Origin of the sequence: Streptomyces sp. NBC_00683 (genome assembly GCF_036226745.1) — a bacterium.
Classification (GTDB): domain Bacteria; phylum Actinomycetota; class Actinomycetes; order Streptomycetales; family Streptomycetaceae; genus Streptomyces.
This window is the reverse complement of sequence record NZ_CP109013.1, coordinates 6,306,876-6,330,735: the sequence shown is the minus strand read 5'-3', so window position 1 is coordinate 6,330,735 and position 23,860 is coordinate 6,306,876. Positions and strand designations below refer to the sequence as shown.

Genomic DNA, 23,860 nt, shown 5'->3' with positions numbered 1-23,860 from the left:
GTGCCTGACTGAGGACGAGGGTACGACACACCGCCTCGGTCAACCGCGTCGCTCCTGCTTCTGTTTGTCCTCGACGCAGAGCGTGGCCCGGGGGAACGCCTGCATGCGCGCCTTGCCGATCGGGTTGCCGCAGATCTCGCACAGCCCGTACGTCCCCGCGTCGAGCCTGGCGAGGGCGCGTTCGGTCTGTTCCAGCATCTCCTGGGCGTTGGCCGCCAGGGACAGCTCGTGCTCGCGCGTGATGTTCTTGGTGCCGGTGTCCGCCTCGTCGTCACCCGCCCCGTCGCCGGAGTCCCGCATCAGCCCGGCCAGCGCCGCTCCCGATGCCTCCAGCTCGTTTCGCAGCCGGATGACCTCGCTGGACAGCTCCGTCCTCGCCTCCGCGACCTCTTCGGGCGTCCAGGGGTCCTCCCCCGGCCTGACCGCCAGCTCGCCGGGCGCCGTCGCAGCGGCCGCACGGGCCGGCGGCACCGCTGTGGCACCGCCCTTTCCTACCGCCGTGGTCCGGCCGGCGCTCTTCTTGGCTACCACCGTGTGGGCTCCTGTCTGCTCGGCGGCCTGGGCCGCCCCCGTGGCCTTCTTCGAAGCCTTCTTGGCTGCGCTCTTCTTCGCCGGCCCGTGGTGCGCCGGAGCCCGATCGGCCCGTTCCTGCTCGTCCGGCGGCCCGGCGGCGGCCTTCTTGGCCGCCCTCTTGGCCGGTTTCTTCGCCGCCTTCTTCGTTGCCTTCTTCGTCGCCTCTCCGGCCGTCTCCTCGGCCACCGGACCCGTGGATCTCGCCGACGCCGTTCCTGTTACGGCGGTCTTCTTCGCCACCATGGCCGCGGCCCCTTCACATATTGTGATCTTGCACGCGAATCGTGCTGGGACGATAAATCGACCCCAGCCCCACGGCAACGGGGCACGCCGCCGGTTCGCCCCTCCCCGTGCCCGGGTCGTGACGCGCCTGCAACCGTTGTGCCCAGCTCCCCGCGCGGTAATCCGCTCCCGATACGCCCGCCAGGACTCCCTCCGCCCCGTCTGGCCATTCGGGTCACGCCGCACCCCGCCGGTAAACCGGTCGGCCGTCGCCCGTACGGGCCCGTACACTGGCCGCAGCGAGAGGCATGGATGGGACGAGTAGCGTCGTACGCAGCCCGCAGCGACCCGGGGACGGTGGGAGCCCGGGGGCGAGCGCGTCGTGAAGATCACCCCGGAGCCGCCGGAAGAAAGCTTTGGACCGTGGGATCCTCCCGCGGCGCAGGGCGAGTAGACCCGGCATCGCGACCCCAATGAGGGGGCCAAGGGCGTATGCCCGGGGCCAAGGAGGGTGGTACCGCGGGAGCCTGCCGGTTCTCGTCCCTCCGACGGAAGTGGAAGACGTCCGCCGGAGGAAGCCCGCACATGACATCGCCGCAGTACCGCCAGGTACCCGCCCAGGTCGACCTGCCCGCCCTCGAGCACGCCGTGCTCGACTTCTGGCGTGACAGCAAGGTCTTCACCAAGAGCCTCGAACAGTCCGAGGGCCGCCCCGAGTGGGTCTTCTACGAGGGCCCGCCGACCGCCAACGGCATGCCCGGGGCCCACCACATCGAGGCCCGCGTCTTCAAGGACGTCTTTCCCCGCTTCCGCACCATGCAGGGCTACCACGTCGGCCGCAAGGCCGGCTGGGACTGTCACGGCCTGCCGGTGGAGCTCGCGGTCGAGAAGGAGCTGGGCTTCAACGGCAAGAAGGACATCGAGGCGTACGGCATCGCCGAGTTCAACGCCAAGTGCCGTGAGTCGGTGACCCGGCACACCGACGCCTTCACCGAGCTCACGACCCGCATGGGCTACTGGGTCGACCTCGACGACGCCTACCGCACGATGGACCCGGAGTACGTCGACTCCGTGTGGTGGTCCCTGAAGGAGATCTTCAACAAGGACCTGCTGGTCCAGGACCACCGCGTCGCCCCCTGGTGCCCGCGCTGCGGCACCGGCCTCTCCGACCACGAGCTGGCCCAGGGCTACGAGACGGTCGTCGACCCCTCGGTCTTCGTGCGCTTCCCGCTCACGAGCGGCCCGCTGGCAGGCGAGGCGGCCCTCCTGGTCTGGACGACCACCCCCTGGACCCTGGTCTCCAACACCGCCGTCGCCGCGCACCCCGACGTCACCTACGTCGTCGCGACGAACGGCGAGGAGAAGCTGGTCGTCGCCCGGCCGCTGGTCGAGAAGGCTCTCGGCGAGGGCTGGGAGCTCACCGGCCAGTCCTTCACCGGCCGTGAGATGGAGCGCTGGACGTACGAGCGCCCGTTCCAGCTCGTCGACTTCCCGGCCGAGGCCCACTACGTCGTCAACGCCGAGTACGTCACGACCGAGGACGGTACGGGTCTGGTCCACCAGTCCCCCGCCTTCGGCGCCGACGACCTCGTCGTCTGCCGCTCCTACGGCCTCCCCGTCGTGAACCCCGTCCGCCCCGACGGGACCTTCGAGGAGGACCTGCCGCTGGTCGGCGGCGTCTTCTTCAAGAAGGCCGACGAGGCGCTCACCGCGGACCTGGACGCCCGCGGGAAGCTCTTCCGCCACGTCCCCTACGAGCACAGCTACCCGCACTGCTGGCGCTGCCACACGGCGCTGCTGTACTACGCGCAGCCGTCCTGGTACATCCGCACGACGGCCGTCAAGGACCGGCTCCTCGAGGAGAACGAGAAGACCAACTGGTTCCCGGACTCGGTCAAGACCGGCCGCTTCGGTGACTGGCTGAACAACAACGTCGACTGGGCCCTGTCCCGCAACCGCTACTGGGGCACCCCGCTGCCCATCTGGCGCTGCGAGGACAACCACCTGACCTGCGTGGGCTCCCGCGCCGAGCTCTCCGGGCTCACGGGGACCGACCAGTCGGACCTGGACCCGCACCGTCCGTTCATCGACGAGATCACGTTCACCTGCACGCAGGAGAACTGCCAGCTGGAGGCGTACCGCGTCCCCGAGGTCATCGACGCCTGGTACGACTCGGGCTCGATGCCTTTCGCCCAGTGGGGCTACCCGTACAAGAACAAGGAGATCTTCGAGAGCCGCTACCCGGCGCAGTTCATCTCGGAGGCCATCGACCAGACCCGCGGCTGGTTCTACACGCTGATGGCGGTCGGCACGCTCGTCTTCGACAAGTCCAGTTACGAGAACGTGGTCTGCCTCGGCCACATCCTCGCCGAGGACGGCCGCAAGATGTCCAAGCACCTCGGGAACATCCTCCAGCCGATCCCGCTCATGGACCAGCACGGCGCCGACGCCGTGCGCTGGTTCATGGCCGCCGGCGGCTCCCCCTGGGCGGCACGCCGTGTGGGCCACGGCACGATCCAGGAGGTCGTCCGCAAGACGCTCCTCACCTACTGGAACACGGTCGCGTTCCAGGCCCTGTACGCCCGTACGTCGGGCTGGGCGCCGTCCGCGGCCGATCCGGCACCGGCCGATCGCACGGTCCTGGACCGCTGGCTGCTGAGCGAGCTGAACGCCCTGGTGGACCAGGTCACCCAGGCGCTGGAGACCTACGACACCCAGCGCGCCGGCAAGCTGCTGTCCGCGTTCGTCGACGATCTGTCCAACTGGTACGTACGCCGCTCGCGCCGCCGCTTCTGGCAGGGCGACAAGGCGGCGCTGCGCACGCTGCACGAGGTCGTCGAGACGGTCACCCGGCTGATGGCCCCGCTGACCCCGTTCATCACGGAGCGTGTCTGGCAGGACCTGGTCGCCCCCGTCACCCCGGACGCCCCGGAGTCGGTGCACCTGTCCACCTGGCCCAAGGCGGACCTGTCGGCGATCGACCCCGCGCTCTCCACGCAGATGGCGCTGGTCCGTCGCCTGGTCGAGCTGGGACGTGCCACGCGGGCCGAGTCGGGTGTCAAGACCCGTCAGCCGCTGTCCCGCGCCCTGGTCGCGGCCTCGGGCTTCGAGAACCTCTCCGCCGAGCTGCACGCCCAGATCACGGAGGAGCTGAACGTCTCCTCGCTGGCCTCCCTGTCCGAGGTCGGCGGCTCGCTGGTCGACACGACGGCGAAGGCGAACTTCCGGGCCCTGGGCAAGCGGTTCGGCAAGGGCGTCCAGGCGGTGGCCAAGGCCGTCGCGGACACCGACGCCGCCGCGCTCTCGCTGGCCCTGCGCGAGGGCACCGCGTCGGTCGAGGTCGACGGTGAGCGGATCACCCTCTCCCCCGACGAGGTCATCATCACCGAGACCCCGCGCGAGGGCTGGTCGGTGGCCTCCGACTCGGGCGCCACGGTCGCCCTGGACCTCGAGATCACCCCGGAGCTGCGGCGCGCGGGGCTGGCCCGTGACGCGATCAGGCTGATCCAGGAGGCCCGCAAGAACAGCGGCCTGGACGTGGCGGACCGTATCGCGGTGCGCTGGACGTCCACGTCCCCCGCGACGGCCGAGGCACTGACCGAGCACGCGTCGCTGATCGCGGACGAGGTCCTGGCCCTGGACTACGCCGAGGGCGAGGCCGACGCGGCCTACGGCGAGCCCTTCGAGGACGAGGGCCTGTCCCTGACGTTCCGCCTCCGCAAGTCGAGCTGACCCCCGACGCGCAAGGGGCCCGGCCGGATTCCTTCCGGCCGGGCCCTTTCTTGTCCCCTTGCCCGCTCAATCCCGTATCCGGGATAACCAGCCTCGACGGCGTTCGAGGCGCGGGGTCTGGGGCGGAGCCCCAGGTTCGGGAAGGGGCGGGCAGGGGACGAGCCCCGCGCAGCGGCCCGCACGCCCTCCAGCCACGACAAAGGGCCGGGCCCCGGGAAGAATCCCGGGGCCCGGCCCTCAGCCTGCCGACGGCTACGCGCTCAGCGAGCGCGAACCGCTCAGTTGTCGTCCTCGTCGATCAGGAACCCGCGCATCGGCGACGGCGCCTGCTGCATCGGCTGCGGCGCCTGCGGGCGGACCGGAGCCATGGGCTGCGTCATCGCGGGCGACATCTGCTGCTGGCCACCGTAGGAAGGGCCACCCATGGACGGGTTGCCGCCCATCTGCTGGTTGCCGTGCCCACCGTGGTTGCCGCCCATGGTGTGACCCATGGCGCCCGCACCGGCCGGAGCCAGCGAGGCCGACGGCGGCAGCGAAGCGGCTGCCGGGGTCCGCGGCGGAGCCAGCGAGTCGTCGGCCTGGGTCTCCAGCTGGCGCAGCTGGCTCTCCAGGTACGACTTCAGGCGGGTCCGGTACTCGCGCTCGAAGCCACGCAGGTCCTCGACCTTGCGCTCAAGCGTCGCGCGGGCCGACTCGAGGGAGCCCATGGCCACGCGGTGCTTCTCCTGCGCGTCCCGCTCCAGCGCGTCCGCCTTGGCACGTGCGTCCCGCTCCAGGCCCTCGGCGCGGCTGCGCGCCTCGCCGACGATCTTGTTGGCCTCGGAACGGGCCTCCGCGATCGCCTGGTCGGCGGTCTGCTGAGCAAGGGACAGGACACGGGCGGCACTGTCGCCACCGGGACCCTGCTGCTGCATCTGCGGCGGCTGCATCTGCTGCATCTGCTGCATCTGCTGCTGCTGGGGGTGACCACCCATGGGACCGCCCATGGGGCCGCCCTGCATCGGGCCGGGGCCGTGCTGGCCCTGCGGACCGTGGCCGCCCTGGGGGCCGTGGCCGCTGGGACCGGCAGGCAGCTGCGGAGCTCCACCGGACAGCTGGGGGGGACCCATCTGCGGGGGCTGCTGCTGCACCGGCGGGCCAGATATGGCGGCGGGTACGGGAGCACCGGGGCGGTCCTGCTGCTCCGGCGGCTTGCGCATACCCTGCTGCTGCTGGTTCTGCGCAGCCGCACGCGTGGCCGCGGCCAGCTTGGCGCGCAGGTCCTCGTTCTCACGGAGCAGACGAGTCAGTTCCGATTCGACCTCGTCGAGGAAGGCATCGACCTCGTCCTCGTCATAGCCTTCTCGGAGGCGGACGGTCGTGAACTGCTTGTTCCGCACGTCCTCGGGGGTCAGCGGCATCTCTTCTTCACCTCTACGTAGTCGTCGGCAGTCGGCAAGACCGTATCGTTCACACGCTGCTCGCAAGCTTGCCCACGATGCTGAGCAGGATGTAGACGATGATCATCAGAACGAAGAAGGACAGGTCAAGTGCCACGCCCCCGAGACGCAACGGTGGTATGAACCGCTTCAGAAGCTTCAGCGGTGGATCGGTGACAGTGTAAGTGCCCTCGAGAACGACCACCATCGCCTTGCCTGGGTGCCATGAACGTGCGAACTGGAAGACATAGTCCATGACCAGCCGGAAGATCAGCACGATGAGGAAACACATCAGCGCGATATAGACCACATCCAGTGCGACGCCCATGTCCCGCGCTTCCCTCTCCCCTGGCTTTCGTAGCTCCGGCCTCCCGGCCGGTCACCGGCCTGACGGCCGGTTGATCCCTGTTCGTGTTCTCAGCTCTGGTTGAAGAACCCGCCCTCTGCGATGCGGGCCTTGTCCTCCGCCGTGACATCGACGTTAGCAGGCGACAACAGGAACACCTTCTGCGTCACCCTTTCAATGCTGCCATGGAGTCCGAAGACGAGGCCTGCCGCAAAGTCGACAAGTCGCTTCGCATCCGTGTCGTCCATCTCCGTGAGGTTCATGATCACCGGAGTGCCCTCACGGAAGTGTTCCCCGATGGTACGGGCCTCGTTGTACGTCCTGGGGTGCAGCGTGGTGATGCGGTAGGGCTCCCGCTCGGACACAACCTTGGGCATGATCACCGGTGCGTTCTTCTCCATGTTCGGGCGGTCAGGTGTGATGGATGCCACGGGGGCGATTCGGGCGGGTCGTCCGCTTTCCGCCGGGAGCTGAACCGGCTCACGTTGCGCGGGCGGCTGTACCGCTCGTACCGGTTCGTCCCGTTCCCGCTCCACCTGATGCGCGGGCTGGTGCCGCCTCCGGTCCCGCTCGGGCTCCGGTTCGGGTTCGAATTCGTCGTCGGGGTCGAACCCCGGACCGTCGTACCCATCGTCCTCCACGAGGCCGAGGTAGACCGCCATCTTGCGCATCGCGCCGGCCATGCTCCGAGTCCTCCGCTCTGTGGTGGATCGGCATTCGTGTCACCAAGTGCCCGAGATCCACTCCGGCCTGCCCGCTCAGAGCGGGAATGACCATATTTTCTGCTGTGGTCCGACTTGCTTCGCGACGTTACCCGAGCCGGGGTCGGACTCCGAGTACCGCCGTACCGACGCGTACATGTGTCGCTCCGGCCGCCACCGCGTCCTCGAGATCCGCACTCATCCCTGCGGAGACCATGTTCGCAGCCGGATGGTTCCCGCGCAGGCGGGATGAGAATTCCATCAGCCGGTCGAACGCGGCCCGCTGTCGGCCCGCGTACGGTCCGGCGAGCGGGGCGACGGTCATCAGGCCTCCCAGCCGGAGCCCCGGTGCCGCGTCCACCGCGGCGGCCAACTCCTCGATCGCGTCGGGTGCGACACCTCCCCGGTCACCGCGTTCGCCGCTCTCCGCGTCCAGGGCGACCTGGATGAGGCAGCCGAGTTCGCGGCCGCCCTTCACCGCCGCCGCCGAGAGCGCGGTGACCAGTTTGACCCGGTCCACCGACTGCACCACGTCGGCATAACCGGCCACGGAACGAACCTTGTTCGTCTGCAACTGCCCGACAAAGTGCCATGTGAGCGACAGATCCGCACAAGCAGTAGCTTTGGGTGCCGCGTCCTGATCACGGTTCTCGGCGACCTGCCGCACACCGAGTTCGTGCAGGATCCGCACATCGCTCGCGGGGTAGGTCTTGGTGACCACGATCAGGGTCACTTCCTCCCGCTTCCGGCCCGCCGCGGCGCAGGCGGAAACAATGCGTTCCTCCACCTGTGCCAGGTTTGCCGCGAGTTGAGACCTGCGATCCGTCATGTCCTATCAGTCCAACCAGACATATCCGGCGAGCCGCCCGGTGGTGCGGTCGCGGCGGTACGAGAAGTGGTCGCCGGATTCCAGGGTGCAGTGCGGCGAACTGTGGCGGTCGCTCACGCCGAGGGCGTCGAGCTGGGCGAGGACTCCCGCGGTGACGTCCACCGCCGGCGTCCCCCAGCCGGTCTCCGACCAGGAGGCGGGAACGGCCTGCGCGACCTCGGCGCGCATCTGCGCCGGGACCTCGTAGCACCGCCCGCAGACGGCCGGGCCGGTGTGGGCGACGATCCGGGACGGTTCGGCGCCGAGAGCGGTCATCGCCTCCACGGCGGCCGGCACGACACCCGCGACCAGACCGGGCCTGCCCGCGTGGACCGCGGCGATGACGCCGGCGGCCGGATCGGCGAGCAGTACGGGTGTGCAGTCGGCGGTGAGCACCGCGAGCGGGAGTCCGCGCCGCGCTGTCACCACCGCGTCCACCGCGGGAATCTCGGCCGTGTCGCCCCAGGGCCCGTCGACGACGGCCACCTCGCGACCGTGGACCTGGTTCATCCAGACGACCTGCGCCGGGTCCAGACCGAGGGAACGGGCGGCGCGTTCACGGTTCGCGCCGACGGCGGCGGGGTCGTCGCCGACCGCGCCGCCGAGGTTGAGCTCCTCGTACGGAGCGGCGCTCACTCCGCCCCACCTGTCGGTGAAGGCGAAATGGGCGCCGCCCGTCGAAGACACTGCGGTCTTCACCGCGTGGTGCGGACCTATCACTTCAGGAAGTCCGGTACATCCAGCTCTTCGGCCTGGGTGTCCTGGTACGGACGGGCCGTCGGGACGTGCGGCGGGGAGACCGGCGGCAGCGAGCTCTCGTTCGCCACCGGCACCGGCTCGGCCGGTGCCTGGGTCTCCTCGCGCGAGGGCACGGAGCCCAGTCCGCCCGACTGGCGCACCGGTTCGGTGGTCCTGGCCGGCGGCGCCGACTCCTCGCGCTTTCCGGCACCCGCTCCGAGAACCGTCTCGCGACGGGTCGGCGGCTGTCCGCCGTCGAAGCCCGCGGCGATGACGGTGACCCGCACCTCGTCGCCCAGGGCGTCGTCGATGACCGCGCCGAAGATGATGTTCGCCTCCGGGTGGGCCGCCTCGCTCACCAGCTGCGCGGCCTCGTTGATCTCGAAGAGACCGAGGTCGCTGCCGCCGGAGATGGAGAGCAGGACACCGCGCGCACCGTCGATGGACGCCTCGAGGAGCGGCGAGGAGATCGCCATCTCCGCGGCGGCCACCGCGCGGTCGTCGCCGCGGGCCGATCCGATACCCATGAGCGCCGATCCGGCCTCGGACATGACCGACTTGACGTCGGCGAAGTCGAGGTTGATCAGACCCGGGGTGGTGATGAGGTCGGTGATGCCCTGGACGCCCGAGAGCAGTACCTGGTCGGCCGACTTGAACGCGTCGAGCACGCTGACCTGGCGGTCCGAGATGGACAGCAGTCGGTCGTTGGGAATGACGATGAGGGTGTCGACCTCTTCGCGGAGCTCGGCGATGCCGTCCTCCGCCTGGTTCGCGCGTCGCCGGCCCTCGAACGTGAACGGGCGGGTGACCACACCGATCGTCAGGGCGCCGAGCGAACGGGCGATGTTGGCCACGACGGGTGCGCCGCCGGTGCCGGTGCCGCCGCCTTCTCCTGCGGTGACGAAGACCATGTCGGCCCCCTTGAGGACCTCCTCGATCTCCTCACGGTGGTCCTCTGCCGCCTTACGACCGACGGCCGGGTTCGCCCCGGCGCCGAGGCCACGGGTGAGTTCACGGCCGACGTCGAGCTTGACGTCGGCGTCGCTCATCAACAGTGCTTGCGCATCGGTGTTGATCGCGATGAACTCGACGCCCTTGAGACCGACCTCGATCATTCGGTTGATGGCATTGACACCACCGCCGCCGACACCGATGACCTTGATGACTGCGAGGTAGTTCTGCGGTGCTGCCACGTCGAAGGCCTCTCGCCTCGAGTTACGTGTCGTCGCTTCGCGGTAGTCCCGCCGCGACGACGGATGCCGATTGGGACGGTCCGAACGCCGACCCAAACCCTAACGTTGAAGTTTAGGGTTACCAGTGTGTCTGCTTCTTGGACTCTTCCGAACAGGACACTAAGTCGACAAGTGGCGCACGTTCAACGAACACGCCGAACCTCCCGTTTTTCTTTTCACCCTATGTGATCACCCGTAGCGCTGACCAACCAGGGTGCTGGCCAGGCCAAATGTGCGTCAACTCTTCGAAACGGCCGGGGCGGTGGGTGCACTCACGTCGAAGTGCCCCGCTTTGGGAGCCGCTTTCATGAGTGCGGTGAGGACTCGCGCCTTCACGGGCCCTTCTTCGGCACTGCCCCACATCACCGTGCGCCCCCGGGTCAGCTCCAGGACGACGGAGTCGTACGACGCGATCCGTACGGCCTTCGTCTCCCCGGCCAGGTGCCGCGGAAGGTCGCCCGCGACCCGGACCGCCTCCTGCAACAGACGGTCACTGCCGAAACGGCGCAGGCTCGGCGACCGGTCAGGTTCGAGCTCCAGCAGGGGCACGTGCGGCGGCGCTTTGTCCACAGTTGCGAAGCGCACGCCCTTCGCGTCCACTTCAATGAACTTTGCGCCCTTTTTCACCAACAGAACCGGCTTCCGTTCGGTCACTTTAAGTCCGATGCCGTGTGGCCATGACCGTACGACATCCACCGAGTCGATACGAGGCAACTTCTGGCGCAACCTGTCCGCCATGGCTTCGGTGTCCACGGAAATCAACGGAGCGCCGACCGGAGCCGCCGCGGCTGTCTCCACCTCGGACCGGGTCAGGACGTCCGTACCGGTGGTCGTCACCTGTTCCAACCGCAGCCAGGACGAGCCGTAGAGCACCCAGATTCCGCCTGCCGCGATCAGCGCCACGACAACTGCGGCCAGGACCAGTCGCGTACGGCCGGTCAGCCGCCTCCCCTCGGGGCGGATGTGCGGCGGGCGGGCCGGGGTGTCGGCACGCTTGGCTGCGCCGCGCTGGGCGGTCGTCGGTCCGGCCACGCTCGCTCCTTCACCGGACCCGGGGCACCCGCCCCGGGTCCGCACCGCCTCACGCCTGGCGGCGTGCGGCAATCGCCTCGTACACCATGCCGACGAGCAGGTCGTCGGCGTCCCTTCGCCCGAACTCCGCGGCGGCACGGGACATCTCGTACAACCGGTGCGGATCCGACAGCACCGGAAGGACGTTGCCCTGCACCCACTCGGGGGTGAGCAGCGCGTCGTCCACCAGGAGGCCGCCGCCCGCGTTGACCACCGGCTGGGCGTTGAGCCGCTGTTCGCCGTTGCCGATCGGCAGCGGGACGTAGGCGGCGGGCAGCCCGACGGCGGAGAGTTCGGCGACGGTCATCGCGCCCGCGCGGCAGAGCATCATGTCGGCCGCGGCGTACGCGAGGTCCATCCGGTCCACGTACGGTACCGGGATGTAGGGCGGCATCCCGGGCATGTTGTCGATGCGCGGCAATTCGTTCTTCGGGCCGACCACATGCAGGATCTGGATTCCGGACCGCTGGAGCAGCGGCGCGACCCGCTGGACCACCTCGTTGAGGTGGCGCGCGCCCTGCGAGCCGCCGGAGACCAGCAGCGTCGGCAGGTTGGGGTCGAGACCGAAGGCCGCACGCGCCTCCGGGCGGACCCGGGCCCGGTCGAGGGTGGCGATGGTGCGCCGCAGCGGGATGCCGATGTAGCGGGCACCGCGCAGCTTGCTGTCGGGGGTGGAGACGGCGACCCCGTGCGCGTAGCGCGAACCGATCTTGTTGGCCAGGCCCGGCCGGGCATTGGCCTCGTGGACGACGATCGGGACGCCTGCCCGCTTGGCGGCGAGGTAGCCGGGCAGGGCGACATAGCCGCCGAAGCCGACCACGCAGTCGGCCTTCGTGCGTTCCAGGATCTGCTCGGCTGCCTTGATGGTGCCGCGCAGCCGCCCCGGGACGGTGATCAGCTCAGGTGTGGGCTTGCGCGGCAGCGGCACGGCAGGGATCAGTGCCAGCTCGTACCCCCGCTCGGGTACGAGCCTGGTCTCAAGTCCGCGTTCCGTGCCGAGGGCAGTGATTCCCACGGCCGGGTCCTGCCTGCGCAGGGCGTCTGCGAGGGCAAGCGCGGGCTCGATGTGGCCGGCGGTCCCCCCACCGGCGAGTACGACATGCACCGAAATTCACCGCTCTCCGGACGGACGCTTCGTGACGCGCCGTCTCATCGTCTTCCATCTCACCCCGGGCCTCCGCATGGCCAGGGCCGCTTTCGCGGCGGGTTCCTCTCGCGCGAACGCGATCAGCAGCCCGACAGCGAACATGGTCGGCAGCAGGGCCGAACCTCCGTAGGAGAACAGCGGCAGCGGGACACCGGCGATCGGCAACAGGCCGAGCACCGCACCGATGTTGATCACGGCCTGCGCCGTGATCCAGGTGGTCACGCCTCCCGCTGCGTACCTCACGAAGGGGTCCTCCGTGCGTCCGGCCACGCGGATACCCGCATAGCCTAGAGCCGCGAACAGGGCGAGCACCGACAGCGTCCCCGCCAGACCCAGTTCCTCCCCGGTGATGGCGAAGATGAAGTCCGTGTGCGGTTCGGGGAGTTGACCCCATTTTTCCACACTCGCACCCAGCCCGGAACCGAACCATCCGCCGGAGGCCAGGGCATAGATTCCGTGCACCGCCTGCCAGCAGGAGTCGCCGGGGCCAGGCTCGGAGGCACCGATGCAGCCGAGCCGTGACATCCGGTTGGGGCTGGTCTTGATCAGGACGAAGCCGATGAGGCCGGCGAAGGCGAGCACCCCGGCGAAGAGCCGGGTCGGCGCACCTGCCAGCCAGAGCAGGCCGAACAGGATCGCGGTGAGAATGATCGCAGTTCCCATGTCGCCGCCGAGCATGATGAGCCCGAGCAGCATGAAGGCGACGGGGACGAGCGGCACCAGCATGTGCTTCCACTGCGTCAGGAGCCGTTTGTCCTGTTTGCGGGCGATCAGGTCGGCGCCCCACAGAACGAGGGCGAGTTTGCCGAACTCGCTCGGCTGGAGCTGGAAGGGACCGCCCAGGTAGAGCCAGTTCTGGTTGCCGTTGACCGACATCCCTATCCCCGGAACCTGCACCAGCACCATCAGGAAGACGGAGCCCATGAGGAGCGGGTAGGCCAGGGCCCGGTGCAGTTTGACGGGCATCCTGGAGGCCATCAGCAGCAGGCCGGCCCCGATGACGGCGGCAAGGAACTGCTTGCGGAAGAAGTACGTGCCGGGTTTGGCGAGCTCCAGCGCCTTGATCATGGAGGCGGAGTAGACCATGACGAGCCCGAGAACCGTGATCAGCAGGCTGGAGCCGAGGATCAGGTAGTACGCGGTCAGGGGGCGGTCCCAGGCCCGCCGCGCCTGCTCGTACATCCGACGCACGGCGGCGAAACGGGGCGGCCGGGACCCTGTGCCGGGGCCGGTGCCGCCGCTGCGGGGGACGGGGGGCCGCCGGGAGCCGACGGCCGGCCGGCTGCGCAGCGCGAGTCCGGGGGGCGGCGCGAGTCCCGAGGGCAGCCCGGGGCTCCCACCGGCCGGCTGGGCGAGCAGGGGCGGGCTGAACGCCCTGCTGATCGCGGCGGTCACCCGTGAGCGGTCCGCTCGGCGCGGGGCTGGGCTCTCGTCGGCCGGCATTGTCGCTGTCCCCTCCACTGCTCGTGCCCGGGGCTGTACCGGGGCGCCGGGGCCCGCGGCGGTGCCGCTCGTGCCCCGGGACTCCGGGACGGTACGACGCGGAGGCCGGGCCTGTCAGGCGCTCTCGGCGACGAGTTGGCGGACCGCGTCCGCGAACGCCTCGCCCCGCTTGTTGTAGTTGACGAACATGTCCATCGAGGCGCAGGCCGGTGCCAGCAGTACGGTGTCGCCCGGCCGGGCGAGCCGTGCCGCTTCCCGGACCGCTTCGGACATCGCCCCAGTGTCGGTCCGGTCGAGGTCGACGACCGGTACCTCGGGGGCGTGTCGCGCCAGGGCTTCGCGGATCAGCGCCCGGTCGGCGCCCATCAGTACGACGCCCCTCAGGCGCTTGGCCGCGCCGGTCACGAGCTCGTCGAAAGTGGCGCCCTTGGCGAGGCCGCCGGCGATCCAGACGATCGGGTCGTAGGCGGCGAGGGAGGCTTCCGCGGCATGGGTGTTGGTCGCCTTGGAGTCGTCGATGTAGGCGACCTCGTCGACATCCGCGATGTGCTCGATGCGGTGGGCGTCGGGACGGAAGGCCCGCAGCCCGTCGCGTACGGCGGCGGGCTCCACGCCGAAGGCACGGGCGAGCGCGGCGGCGGCCAGGGCGTTGGCGATGTTGTGCGGGGCCGGCGGGTTGACGTCGGAGACCTCGGCGAGCTCCTGCGCCTGCTTCTGGCGGTTGGCCACGAAGGCCCGGTCGACGAGGATGCCGTCCACGACGCCGAGCTGCGAGGGACCCGGCGTACCGAGGGTGAAGCCGATCGCCCGGCAGCCCTCCTCCACGTCGGCCTCGCGCACCAGGTCCTCGGTCGCACCGTCCTGTGCGTTGTAGACACAGGCGACGCGGTTGCCCTCGTAGATCCGGCCCTTGTCGGCGGCGTAGCCGGACATGGAGCCGTGCCAGTCGAGGTGGTCCGGGGCCAGGTTGAGCACGGCCGCGGAGTGGGCGCGCAGCGAGGGCGACCAGTGCAGCTGGTAGCTGGAGAGTTCGACGGCGAGCACGTCGTACGTCTCCTCGCCGAGGACCGCGTCCAGGAGCGAGACGCCGATGTTGCCGACCGCGGCGGTGCGCAGCCCGGCCGCCTGGAGGATCGAGGCGAGCATCCGCACGGTCGTGGTCTTGCCGTTGGTTCCGGTGACCGCGAGCCAGGGTGCGGCATCGGGCCCCCGCAGCCGCCAGGCGAGTTCGACGTCGCCCCATACGGGGACGTCCGCCTCGGCGGCTGCCAGGAAGAGCGGCTTGTCGGGCTTCCAGCCGGGGGCCGTGACGATGAGCTCGGTGGACTCGGGCAGGGTCGCCCCGTCGCCGAGGCGCACGGTGATGCCGAGCGCCTCCAGCTCCGCGGCCTGGGCGCGGGAGCGCTCGTCGTCGCCGTCGTTGACGACGGTGACCAGCGCCCCGCGCTCGTGCAGGGCGCGGGCGGCGGGGATTCCGCTGACGCCGAGTCCCGCGACGGTGACGTGCTTGCCCTGCCAGTCCGCGTTGCTCACTTCTTGGCTGCCCATCCTGCGTAGAAGAGGCCGAGTCCGACGATCACGCACATGCCCTGGATGATCCAGAAGCGGACGACGACAAGGACTTCGGACCACCCCTTGAGTTCGAAGTGGTGCTGGAGCGGTGCCATCCGGAAGACCCGCTTGCCGGTCATCTTGAACGAGCCGACCTGGATGACCACGGACATCGTGATCATCACGAAGAGGCCGCCGAGGATGGCGAGCAGGAACTCGGTGCGGGAGCAGATCGCGAGGCCCGCGAGCGCGCCGCCGAGGGCGAGCGAACCGGTGTCGCCCATGAAGATCTTCGCGGGCGAGGTGTTCCACCACAGGAAGCCGAAGCAGGCGCCCATGAGTGCCGAGGCGACGACCGCGAGGTCGAGTGGGTCGCGTACCTCGAAGCACGCTTCGGGGTTGGTCAGGGTGTTCGCGTTGGCGCAGGACTCCTGGAACTGCCACAGCCCGATGAAGGTGTACGCGCCGAAGACCATCACCGAGGCGCCGGTGGCCAGGCCGTCCAGACCGTCCGTCAGGTTCACGCCGTTGGACATGGCGAGAATCATGAACAGGGCCCAGACGCAGAACAGCACCGGTCCGATGGACCAGCCGAAGTCCTCGACGAACGAGAGCTTGGTGGATGCCGGGGTGTTGCCCCGGATGTCCGCGAACTGGAGGGAGAGCACCGCGAAGGAGATGCCGACGATCAGCTGGCCGGCCATCTTCGCCTTGGCCCGCAGACCCAGCGAACGCTGCTTGACGATCTTGATGTAGTCGTCGAGGAAGCCGACGAGGCCCATCCCCGCCATCAGGAACAGGACGAGGACGCCGGAGAAGCGCATCTCCTCGCCGGTGATCACCTTCGCCAGGACGTACGCGATGATCGTCGCCAGGATGAAGGCGATACCACCCATGGTGGGCGTGCCCTGCTTGCTGCCGTGGGACCTGGGGCCGTCGTCCCGGATGAACTGCCCGTAGCCCTTGCGGGCCAGGAGTTTGATCAGCAGCGGAGTGCCGACCAGGGTCAGGAAGAGCCCTATGGCCCCTGCGAAGAGGATCTGCCTCATCGGACGGCGACCTCGCCCTCGGTCGCGTTCTCCAGCAGTGCCAGGGCGACCTTCTCCAGGCCGACCGACCGGGACGCCTTCACCAGCACGACGTCTCCCGGGCGCAGTTCACTGCGCAACAGGTCGACGGCCGCCTGTGCGTCGGACACGTGCACCGACTCCTCACCCCACGAACCCTCGTTATATGCGCCCAGTTGCAGCCAGGAGGCTTCTCTTCCTCCGACAGCGACGAGCTTGCTGACGTTGAGCCGGACGGCGAGCCGTCCGACAGCGTCGTGCTCGGCGAGCGACGCGTCGCCGAGCTCGGCCATCTGACCGAGCACCGCCCACGTACGTCCCCCTCCTGCCCGTGAGGCTCTGCCCATGGCAGCCAGCGCACGCAGTGCGGCTCTCATGGATTCGGGGTTCGCGTTGTAGGCGTCATTGACGACCGTCACACCGTCCGGACGCTCGGTGACCTCCATGCGCCAGCGGGAGAGGGTGCCCGCCCCGGAGAGCGCCTCGGCGATCTCAGTCACGGACATGCCCAACTCATGGGCGACGGCGGCCGCGGCGAGCGCGTTCGACACGTGGTGCTCACCGTACAGGCGCAAGGTCACGTCGCTGCACCCGGTGGGTGTGTGGAGCGCGAAAGCGGGGCGGCCGTCGTCCGTGAGCCGGACGTTCTCTCCCCGTACGTCCGCATCCGGGGCCTCTCCGAAGAGGATCACCCGCGCTTTTGTACGGGCGGACATGGCCCGCACGAGCGGATCGTCGGCGTTGAGCACGGCGACGCCGTCCTCGGGGAGGACCTCCACGAGCTCGCCCTTGGCCTGGGCGATCGCCTCCCGGCTGCCGAACTCGCCGAGGTGGGCGGTTCCCACGTTGAGGACCAGGCCGATCCTCGGCGGGGTGAGGCCGGCGAGGTAGCGGATGTGGCCGATTCCGCGGGCGCCCATCTCCAGGACGAGGTGGCGGGTCTCGGCGGTGGAGCGCAGCGCGGTGAGCGGCAGTCCGATCTCGTTGTTGAACGAGCCAAGGGTCCAGACGGTGGGTGCCTTGTGCTCGAGGAGCTGGGCGATCAGGTCCTTGGTGGACGTCTTCCCGGCCGAGCCGGTGAGCGCCACGACGGTCGTCCCGAGGCGCTCGACGACCGCGCGGGCGAGCGTGCCGAGCGCCGACACGACGTCGTCGACGACGATCGCAGGGACACCGACGGGGCGGGCGGCGAGCACGGCTACCGCGCCCGCCTCCACGGCGCGCTGCGCGTAGTCGTGCCCGTCGACCCGCTCGCCGGCGAACGCGGCGAACAGGGAGCCGTCCTCCACCTCTCGGGAGTCGATGACGACGGGGCCGGTGACGGTGAGGGTCCGGTCCGGTATGTCGTGCGGCTGCCCGCCGACGATTTCGGCGATCTCGGCGAGTGAAAGGGCGATCACTTGGTCATCCCTGACTGTTGTTCTCGTGGGTGTGTGCGGCGCCCGCGCGTCCCCTGGAGCGCTCGATGGCCTCGCGCAGGACCTGGCGGTCGTCGAAGGGGCGTACCACTCCGTGGATGTCCTGTCCCTGCTCGTGTCCCTTTCCGGCCACCAGTACGGTGTCGCCGGGTTCGGCGCGTGCCACCGCCGCGGCGATGGCGGCGGCGCGGTCCGCGTCGACGAGGACGTCGCCCCGTTCGTGGACGGGTACCTCCGCGGCGCCCGAGAGCATCGCGGCGAGGATGGCGAGGGGGTCCTCGGAGCGCGGGTTGTCCGAGGTCAGCACGGCGGTGTCGGCGAGCCGGGCCGCCGCCGCGCCCATCGGACCGCGTTTCGTCGTGTCACGGTCGCCGCCGCAGCCGAGCACGATGTGCACCCTGCCCTCGGTGACCTTCTGCAGGGAGCGCAGGACGGATTCGACGGCGTCGGTCTTGTGCGCGTAGTCGACGACCGCGAGGTAGGGCTGTCCGGCGTCGACGCGTTCCAGCCGCCCGGGGACACCGGGGACCGCCGCGACACCGTCGGCGGCGATCTGCGGGTCGACGCCCGCGACGGCCAAGGTGACGATCGCGGCGAGGGTGTTGGCGACGTTGAACGGGCCGGGCAGCGGGGCCTTCGCGGTGATCTGCTCGCCCTTGGGGCCGATCACGGTGAAGGTGCTGCTCTGCGGGCCGACTTCGACGTCCTTGGCACGCCAGTCCGCGTCGGGGTGGCCCTCGGTGGAGAAGGTGACGACGGGGACGGTCGCCTCCGTGACCAGCCTGCGGCCGTACTCGTCGTCGAAGTTGACCACACCGAGCTTGCTGCGCTGCGGTGTGAACAGCCTCGCCTTGGCCTGGAAGTAGTCCTCCATCCCGGAGTGGAACTCCATGTGCTCCGGGCTGAGGTTGTTGAACACGGCCACGTCGAAGACACAGCCGTCGACCCGCCCGAGCACCAGGGCGTGGCTGGAGACCTCCATGGCCACCGCCTCGACACCGCGTTCGCGCATGACGGCGAACAGCGCCTGGAGGTCGGTGGCTTCCGGGGTGGTGCGCTCGGACTTGATGCGCTCGTCGCCGATGCGCATCTCGACCGTGCCGATGAGGCCCGTACTGCGTCCGGCGCCGCGCAGACCCCCCTCGACCAGGTAGGCCGTGGTGGTCTTGCCGGACGTTCCGGTGATGCCGATCTGGAGGAGACCGACGCCGGGCCGGCCGTAGATCTCGGCGGCGATGTCGCCCATCCGGCCGCGCGGGTCCTCGGTGACCAGGACCGGGATGCCGGTGGCGGCGGCGCGCTCGGCGCCTGCCGGGTCGGTGAGGATCGCGGCGGCGCCGAGGCCCGCGGCCTGGGCGGCGAAGTCGGCGCCGTGGAAGCGGGCGCCGGGCAGAGCCGCGTACACGTCCCCGGGGCGCACGGCCCGCGAGTCGTGGGTGATTCCGGTGACCTCACCGGATTCCTGCGGTCCGGCGCCGAGCCGGGCTGCCAGCTCTCCGAGGGAAGTCGGCCGGAGCCGGTCCGGTCGGGGCGCTCCCGGGTAGTTCACAGGCGCGTCCTTCTGAGTGGTTTGGAACTGATCGGCGTGGGGCACGGCGGTGAGCGTACCGGGCGGACCCGGCCTCTCGCGAAGCGAGGGCCCGGGTTTGCGGTACTTCTCGTTCCGGTTCCGGGGATCCGGGGTGATGGTCGTCACTGAGGCATTTCCGAGTCACTCGCCGGGCTTGAAGGACACCGGCAGCCTGGCGGGATCGCTGCCGGACGGTGCGGTCTGGAGGGTCTTCAGCGCGAACTCCATGACCTTCTTGTAGATCGGACCGCAGATCTGGCCGCCGAAGTAGCTGCCCTTGGTGGGGTTCTGGATGGCGCAGTAGACGGTGACCTGCGGGTCGTCGGCGGGGGCGAAGCCCGCGAAGGACGCCGTGTAGCCCTTGTAGATGCCGCGCACAGGATCCACACGGTTGGCCGTACCGGTCTTGCCCGCGACCCGGTAGCCCGGGATGTGAGCCCTGGTTCCGGTGCCCTCACGGTCGTCGACCACGGACTCGAGCATGTTCGCCAGGGTCTTCGCCGTCTTCTCGCTGACCACCCGGGTCCGTTCGGGCGCGGTCCCCGCGGTGTAGCGGCCGTCCGCGCCCTTGGTCCCGCGGACGAGGGTCGGCTCGATCCTGACCCCGCCGTTGGCGATGGTCTGGTACACCGACGCGGCCTGCATGGCGTTGAGCGAGAGGCCCTGGCCGAACGGGATCGTGTACTGCTGCGAGGTGGACCAGTCCTGCGGCTTGGCGAGGATGCCGGGCGACTCGCCCGGGTAGTCGAGCCCCGTGGTGCTGCCGATGCCGAATTTGCGCAGGTACGAGTGGAGGACCTTGTTGGCCTCGGCCTGCGTCCTGCCGAGCTGTCCGGTGGCCAGGATCGTGCCGATGTTGCTCGACTTGGCGAGTACGCCGTTGAGCGTGAGGTACCAGGTGGGGTGGTCGATGTCGTCCCTGAACAGCCGGTCCCCCCGGTGCAGCCGGTTGGGGACGGTGACATGGGTGCCGGGTGTCGCGGCGCCCTCCTCCAGTACCGCGGCCATGGACATGACCTTGCTGGTGGAACCGGGCTCGTACACGTCCTGGAGCGCCGCGTTGCCGAGGGCCGCCGAATTGACCTGCGAGAGGTCGTTCGGGTCGTAGCCGGGGGCGTTGGCCATGGCCAGTACCTCGCCGGTCCTCGTGTTCTGGACGATCACATACCCGCGGTCCGCCTTGGACTTCTTCACCTGGTCGGCGATCGCCCGCTGGGCGGCCCACTGGATGTCGCGGTCGATCGTCAGCTCGATGTCGGTGCCCGCGACGGCCGGAATCTCCTTGGTCCCCGCGGTCGGTACGGGGCGGCCACCGGCCTGGGCGTACCGGATCTTGCCGTTCTCGCCCTCGAGCTGTCCGTTCAGCTGGGCCTCCAGGCCGCCGCCGCCCTTGCCCTCGGCGTTGACGAATCCCAGTATCCCGGCGGCGAGATCGCCGTTCGGGTAGACCCGCTTGGTGGTGGGCTCCTGGAGGACTCCGGCGAGCACGTTCGCTCCCGTGCCGCCGTCGGCCCTGTCCTTCGCCGCCTTCTCGGCGAACGCGGACTTGAGGTCCTTGATCTGCTTCCAGACCTGCGGGGTCTGGCGGCGGGCCAGCACCGTGTAGCGGCTCTTGGGGGCCGAGAGCTTCTTCGTCAGCTCCGCGGCGTCCTTGCCGAGGATCGGGGCGAGCAGGGCCGCGGCCTGCTCCGGCGCGTCCGGGGCCTTGCTGTCCTCGGGGGTGAACAACTTGGGATCGGCCGTGATGTCGTGCGCGTCGACGCTGGTTGCCAGCGCGATGCCGCTGCGGTCGGTGATCTCACCGCGCTCGGCGGCGATCGTGTACTCGAGATAGCGGTTCTTCTCCGCCTTGGCCGAGTACGTGCCGGCGTCGACCGCCTGTACCTGGAGCAGCCGGACGACGAACGCCAGCATGACGAGCGTCAGGCACAGGCTGATCAGGCGCAGCCGCGGGCGCGGGCTGCCGAGGCGGATGGACTGCGGGGAGCCGCCGCGCGAAGCCCTTCCCCGCGGGCGCCGCGACGGCGGGCGCGGGCGCCCGGCCCCGGGACGGGCGGCGGGCCGGGGACGGCCGCTTCCGCCTGCCGCGTTACGGGGGCGCGCGGGGCCGGGGACACGGCGGCGCGGCGGTTCCTTGGACGGCACTGCGTCACCTGCCGGAGCTCGTCGGGGGCAAAGTCGTGGGAGTCGCGGACGGCGCGGGGGTGGTTGCGGAACCGGAGGGCGACGGGGGTACGGACCCCGACGGCGAGGCGGCCGCCGGGGGCGGGCCCGCACCGCCCGACGTGCTCGCGTCCGGTTTCGCGGCGGGGGACGGCTCAGCGGTGACGCGCTCCGGAACGCCGCGGATGGTGCCGTCCGGGTTCAGGAACGCGGGGCTGCCGCCGGGCACCATCCCCAGTTCCCGGGCGCGCCGTTCCAGCGCGTCCGGCTCCGAGTAGCTGTCGACGTCACGCTGCAGGGCCTGCTGCTCATCGGTGAGCTCGGTGGTCTCCCGCTTCAGCTTGCTCAGCCTGAACGATCCTTCGTTGAGCGCCGAGTTCAGCAGGAGCAGCGAGATCAGGCCACCGGTGAGGAGCAGCACGACCAGCAGGACGAAGGGAGTGCGGGCCGCCGTGCTCGGGCCCGACGGCATCAGCCGGGCGAGCCTCCCCGCCCGCCCCTTCATCTGCTCGGCCGCCTTGGTCACCTCGGTTCCCCCGCCTTCCCGGGTGTCTCCTCGGCCCGGCTGCGCACGCTCATCGCTCCTCCGCGCGGATCCGCTGGGCGCCGCGCAACCGGGCGGGGGCGGCCCGCCGGTTCTCGGCGACCTCCTCCTCGGTGGGCAGCTCCGCGCCGCGGGTCAGCAGCTTCAGCCGGGGCTGGTAGCGCTCGGGGACGACGGGCAGACCGGGCGGCGCCGTGTTGGCCGCGCCGGCCGCGAAGACCTGCTTGACCAGCCGGTCCTCCAGCGAGTGGTAGGAGAGGACGGCGATGCGTCCGTCCACCGCGAGGCTCCCCACAGCTGCCGGAATCGCCCTCTCCAGGACGGTGAGCTCACCGTTGACCTCGATGCGCAGTGCCTGGAAGGTGCGCTTGGCCGGATTGCCTCCGGTGCGCTTGGCGGCCTGGGGAAGCGAATCGCGGATGAGCTCCACGAGGCGGGCGCTGTTGGTGAAGGGTTCCTTCTCGCGCTCGCGCACGACGGCGGAGACGATCCGCTTGGCCTGCTTCTCCTCCCCGTAGGCGCGGAGGATCCGTACGAGCTCGCCCGGCGCGTAGGTGTTGAGCACCTCGGCCGCGCCGATGCCGGTCGTCTGGTCCATGCGCATGTCGAGCGGGGCGTCCTGGGCGTACGCGAATCCGCGGTCCGCCTCGTCCAGTTGCATGGAGGAGACGCCGAGGTCGAACAGCACGCCCTGGACCTTGGGGACACCCAGCCGGTCGAGCACCTCGGGCAGTTCGTCGTAGACGGCGTGGACGAGCGTGGCCCGGTCGCCGTACGGGGCGAGGCGCTCGCCGGAGAGCCGCAGCGCCTCCTTGTCGCGGTCCAGCGCGATCAGCCGGACCGTCGGGAAGGCGGCGAGCAGGGCCTCGCTGTGCCCGCCGAGTCCGAGGGTGCAGTCCACGACCACCGGTGGCTGCGGTCCTGTCACCTCCAGAGCCGGGGCCAACAGGTCCAGGCACCGCTGGAGCATCACCGGGACATGTCGGGTCTGGCTCAAAGCGCCCTCTCAGGCTCAGTCCCGTGTGGCTGCACGTGCGGTCTGGTCCCCGCCCGCTCGGAAGGGGAGGCCCGCCGGCGCCGGGGAAGGGGCGTCGGCCGACCGGCGAGCGGGAGAGGGCCGGGCCGCATGTACGCCGCACATCACGGGGAATTCGAAACGTGCTGAAATATGCAGAATGTGCAGGCGTGTCGGTAACTTCGCGTCACTTTAGTCCACCCTGCCATTCGATCGATTCACGATCAACGAACCGGACAGCGCGTCGCACCGCCCTCTGCGGACCCGGGACTCACCCGTGCGGGTGCAGGACTGTGAGGCCTGTGGATTACCTCACAACAAGTCTCGTTGACGTTCTTTGTCCCCTCCCACAGCACGCCGAGGGCGACCGTGACAGCTAACGTCGTATCCATGTCGACTTCCGCGCAGTCTTCCGCCGAGCCCACAGTCTCCGCCGCAGGTGCGGCCCGTTCGGGCGGTACGGTCACCGACCGGCTGGTCGAAGCGAATGCCCGCTACGCGGACGCATTCGGCGACCCCGGCATGGACGCACGGCCGGTGCTCCGCGTTGCCGTCGTCGCCTGCATGGACGCCCGTATCGACCTCCACGACGCGCTCGGCCTGGAGCTCGGCGACTGCCACACCATCCGCAACGCGGGCGGCGTGGTCACGGACGATGTCATCCGGTCGCTGACCATCAGCCAGCGGGCGCTCGGCACCCGCAGCGTCATACTCATCCACCACACGAACTGCGGCCTCGAATCGCTGACCGAGGACTTCCGGCAGGAGCTGGAGCACGAGGTCGGACAGCGGCCGGTCTGGGCGGTGGAGTCCTTCAAGGACGCCGACCAGGACGTACGGCAGTCGATGCAGCGCGTACGCACCTCGCCGTTCCTCCTGCACACGGACGACATCCGGGGGTTCGTCTTCGACGTGACCACCGGTCTCCTGCGCGAGATCCTTCCCGCCTCCTGACTCTCCGGCCCCGGCTCACCCATCGACATACGGGCCACACCCGACATATCGCGCCCACTTATCCACAGGCGAGTGACACGAAGCGGT

Annotated in this window: 19 protein-coding genes; 2 read left to right on the top strand and 17 right to left on the bottom strand. The window is 69.9% G+C overall.

Annotated features, from left to right (window positions below; genetic code table 11):
* Positions 1 to 39: 39 nt before the first annotated feature.
* Positions 40 to 816, bottom strand: a complete 777-nt coding sequence (locus tag OG257_RS28245) for a TraR/DksA family transcriptional regulator (protein ID WP_329212028.1) — start codon at positions 814 to 816, stop codon at positions 40 to 42.
* Positions 817 to 1,380: 564 nt separating this feature from the next.
* Between OG257_RS28245 and ileS the strand changes: the two genes are divergently transcribed.
* Positions 1,381 to 4,527, top strand: coding sequence for an isoleucine--tRNA ligase (ileS, locus tag OG257_RS28240; RefSeq protein WP_329212026.1), 3,147 nt, complete (start codon positions 1,381 to 1,383; stop codon positions 4,525 to 4,527).
* A 278-nt stretch (positions 4,528 to 4,805) separates the two neighbouring features.
* Here ileS and OG257_RS28235 read toward each other — a convergent pair whose 3' ends face one another.
* The 16 genes from OG257_RS28235 to rsmH all read right to left on the bottom strand — a co-directional run bounded on the left by OG257_RS28235 (position 4,806) and on the right by rsmH (position 22,801).
* A complete protein-coding gene (locus tag OG257_RS28235) occupies positions 4,806 to 5,927 on the bottom strand; it encodes a DivIVA domain-containing protein (protein WP_329212024.1) in 1,122 nt (373 codons plus the stop codon).
* Between the two features lie 49 nt (positions 5,928 to 5,976).
* Positions 5,977 to 6,273, bottom strand: a complete 297-nt coding sequence (locus OG257_RS28230) for a YggT family protein (RefSeq protein ID WP_329212022.1) — start codon at positions 6,271 to 6,273, stop codon at positions 5,977 to 5,979.
* Between the two features lie 89 nt (positions 6,274 to 6,362).
* The gene (locus OG257_RS28225) at positions 6,363 to 6,974 is read right to left on the bottom strand and encodes a cell division protein SepF (protein ID WP_329212020.1); all 612 of its coding nucleotides are present in this window, start codon (positions 6,972 to 6,974) and stop codon (positions 6,363 to 6,365) included.
* 127 nt (positions 6,975 to 7,101) lie between these two features.
* A complete protein-coding gene (locus tag OG257_RS28220; protein WP_329212018.1) occupies positions 7,102 to 7,821 on the bottom strand; it encodes a YggS family pyridoxal phosphate-dependent enzyme in 720 nt (239 codons plus the stop codon).
* Positions 7,822 to 7,827: 6 nt separating this feature from the next.
* Positions 7,828 to 8,559: a peptidoglycan editing factor PgeF gene (gene pgeF / locus OG257_RS28215; RefSeq protein WP_329212016.1), complete on the bottom strand. Its 732-nt coding sequence runs from the start codon at positions 8,557 to 8,559 to the stop codon at positions 7,828 to 7,830.
* Between the two features lie 17 nt (positions 8,560 to 8,576).
* A complete protein-coding gene (gene ftsZ / locus OG257_RS28210; RefSeq protein WP_329212014.1) occupies positions 8,577 to 9,791 on the bottom strand; it encodes a cell division protein FtsZ in 1,215 nt (404 codons plus the stop codon).
* A 276-nt stretch (positions 9,792 to 10,067) separates the two neighbouring features.
* On the bottom strand, positions 10,068 to 10,862 hold the full coding sequence (locus tag OG257_RS28205) for a cell division protein FtsQ/DivIB (protein WP_329212012.1): 795 nt from the start codon (positions 10,860 to 10,862) through the stop codon (positions 10,068 to 10,070).
* A 49-nt stretch (positions 10,863 to 10,911) separates the two neighbouring features.
* Positions 10,912 to 12,006, bottom strand: coding sequence for an undecaprenyldiphospho-muramoylpentapeptide beta-N-acetylglucosaminyltransferase (gene murG, locus OG257_RS28200; protein ID WP_329212011.1), 1,095 nt, complete (start codon positions 12,004 to 12,006; stop codon positions 10,912 to 10,914).
* Between the two features lie 6 nt (positions 12,007 to 12,012).
* Entirely contained in the window at positions 12,013 to 13,491 is a 1,479-nt protein-coding gene (ftsW, locus tag OG257_RS28195) for a putative lipid II flippase FtsW (protein ID WP_329212009.1), read from the bottom strand.
* Between the two features lie 114 nt (positions 13,492 to 13,605).
* Positions 13,606 to 15,039, bottom strand: a complete 1,434-nt coding sequence (gene murD / locus OG257_RS28190) for a UDP-N-acetylmuramoyl-L-alanine--D-glutamate ligase (RefSeq protein WP_329212007.1) — start codon at positions 15,037 to 15,039, stop codon at positions 13,606 to 13,608.
* Positions 15,021 to 16,091: a phospho-N-acetylmuramoyl-pentapeptide-transferase gene (gene mraY / locus OG257_RS28185; protein ID WP_329212005.1), complete on the bottom strand. Its 1,071-nt coding sequence runs from the start codon at positions 16,089 to 16,091 to the stop codon at positions 15,021 to 15,023. Before mraY ends, murD begins: the two co-directional genes overlap by 19 nt.
* Entirely contained in the window at positions 16,088 to 17,509 is a 1,422-nt protein-coding gene (locus OG257_RS28180) for a UDP-N-acetylmuramoyl-tripeptide--D-alanyl-D-alanine ligase (RefSeq protein WP_329212004.1), read from the bottom strand. The genes mraY and OG257_RS28180 overlap by 4 nt, the downstream gene beginning before the upstream one ends.
* A 4-nt stretch (positions 17,510 to 17,513) precedes the next feature.
* Positions 17,514 to 19,223: a UDP-N-acetylmuramoyl-L-alanyl-D-glutamate--2,6-diaminopimelate ligase gene (locus OG257_RS28175; RefSeq protein ID WP_443054497.1), complete on the bottom strand. Its 1,710-nt coding sequence runs from the start codon at positions 19,221 to 19,223 to the stop codon at positions 17,514 to 17,516.
* A gap of 15 nt (positions 19,224 to 19,238) precedes the next feature.
* The gene (locus OG257_RS28170) at positions 19,239 to 21,242 is read right to left on the bottom strand and encodes a peptidoglycan D,D-transpeptidase FtsI family protein (protein WP_329212001.1); all 2,004 of its coding nucleotides are present in this window, start codon (positions 21,240 to 21,242) and stop codon (positions 19,239 to 19,241) included.
* Between the two features lie 4 nt (positions 21,243 to 21,246).
* On the bottom strand, positions 21,247 to 21,786 hold the full coding sequence (locus OG257_RS28165; RefSeq protein ID WP_329211999.1) for an FtsB family cell division protein: 540 nt from the start codon (positions 21,784 to 21,786) through the stop codon (positions 21,247 to 21,249).
* 49 nt (positions 21,787 to 21,835) lie between these two features.
* Positions 21,836 to 22,801 (bottom strand): 16S rRNA (cytosine(1402)-N(4))-methyltransferase RsmH, encoded by a 966-nt coding sequence (gene rsmH, locus OG257_RS28160; RefSeq protein WP_329211997.1) that lies wholly within the window; start codon positions 22,799 to 22,801, stop codon positions 21,836 to 21,838.
* Between the two features lie 345 nt (positions 22,802 to 23,146).
* Between rsmH and OG257_RS28155 the strand changes: the two genes are divergently transcribed.
* Complete coding sequence (locus OG257_RS28155) at positions 23,147 to 23,773, top strand: beta-class carbonic anhydrase (RefSeq protein ID WP_443054496.1); 627 nt, start codon at positions 23,147 to 23,149, stop codon at positions 23,771 to 23,773.
* The last annotated feature ends 87 nt before the right edge of the window (positions 23,774 to 23,860 follow it).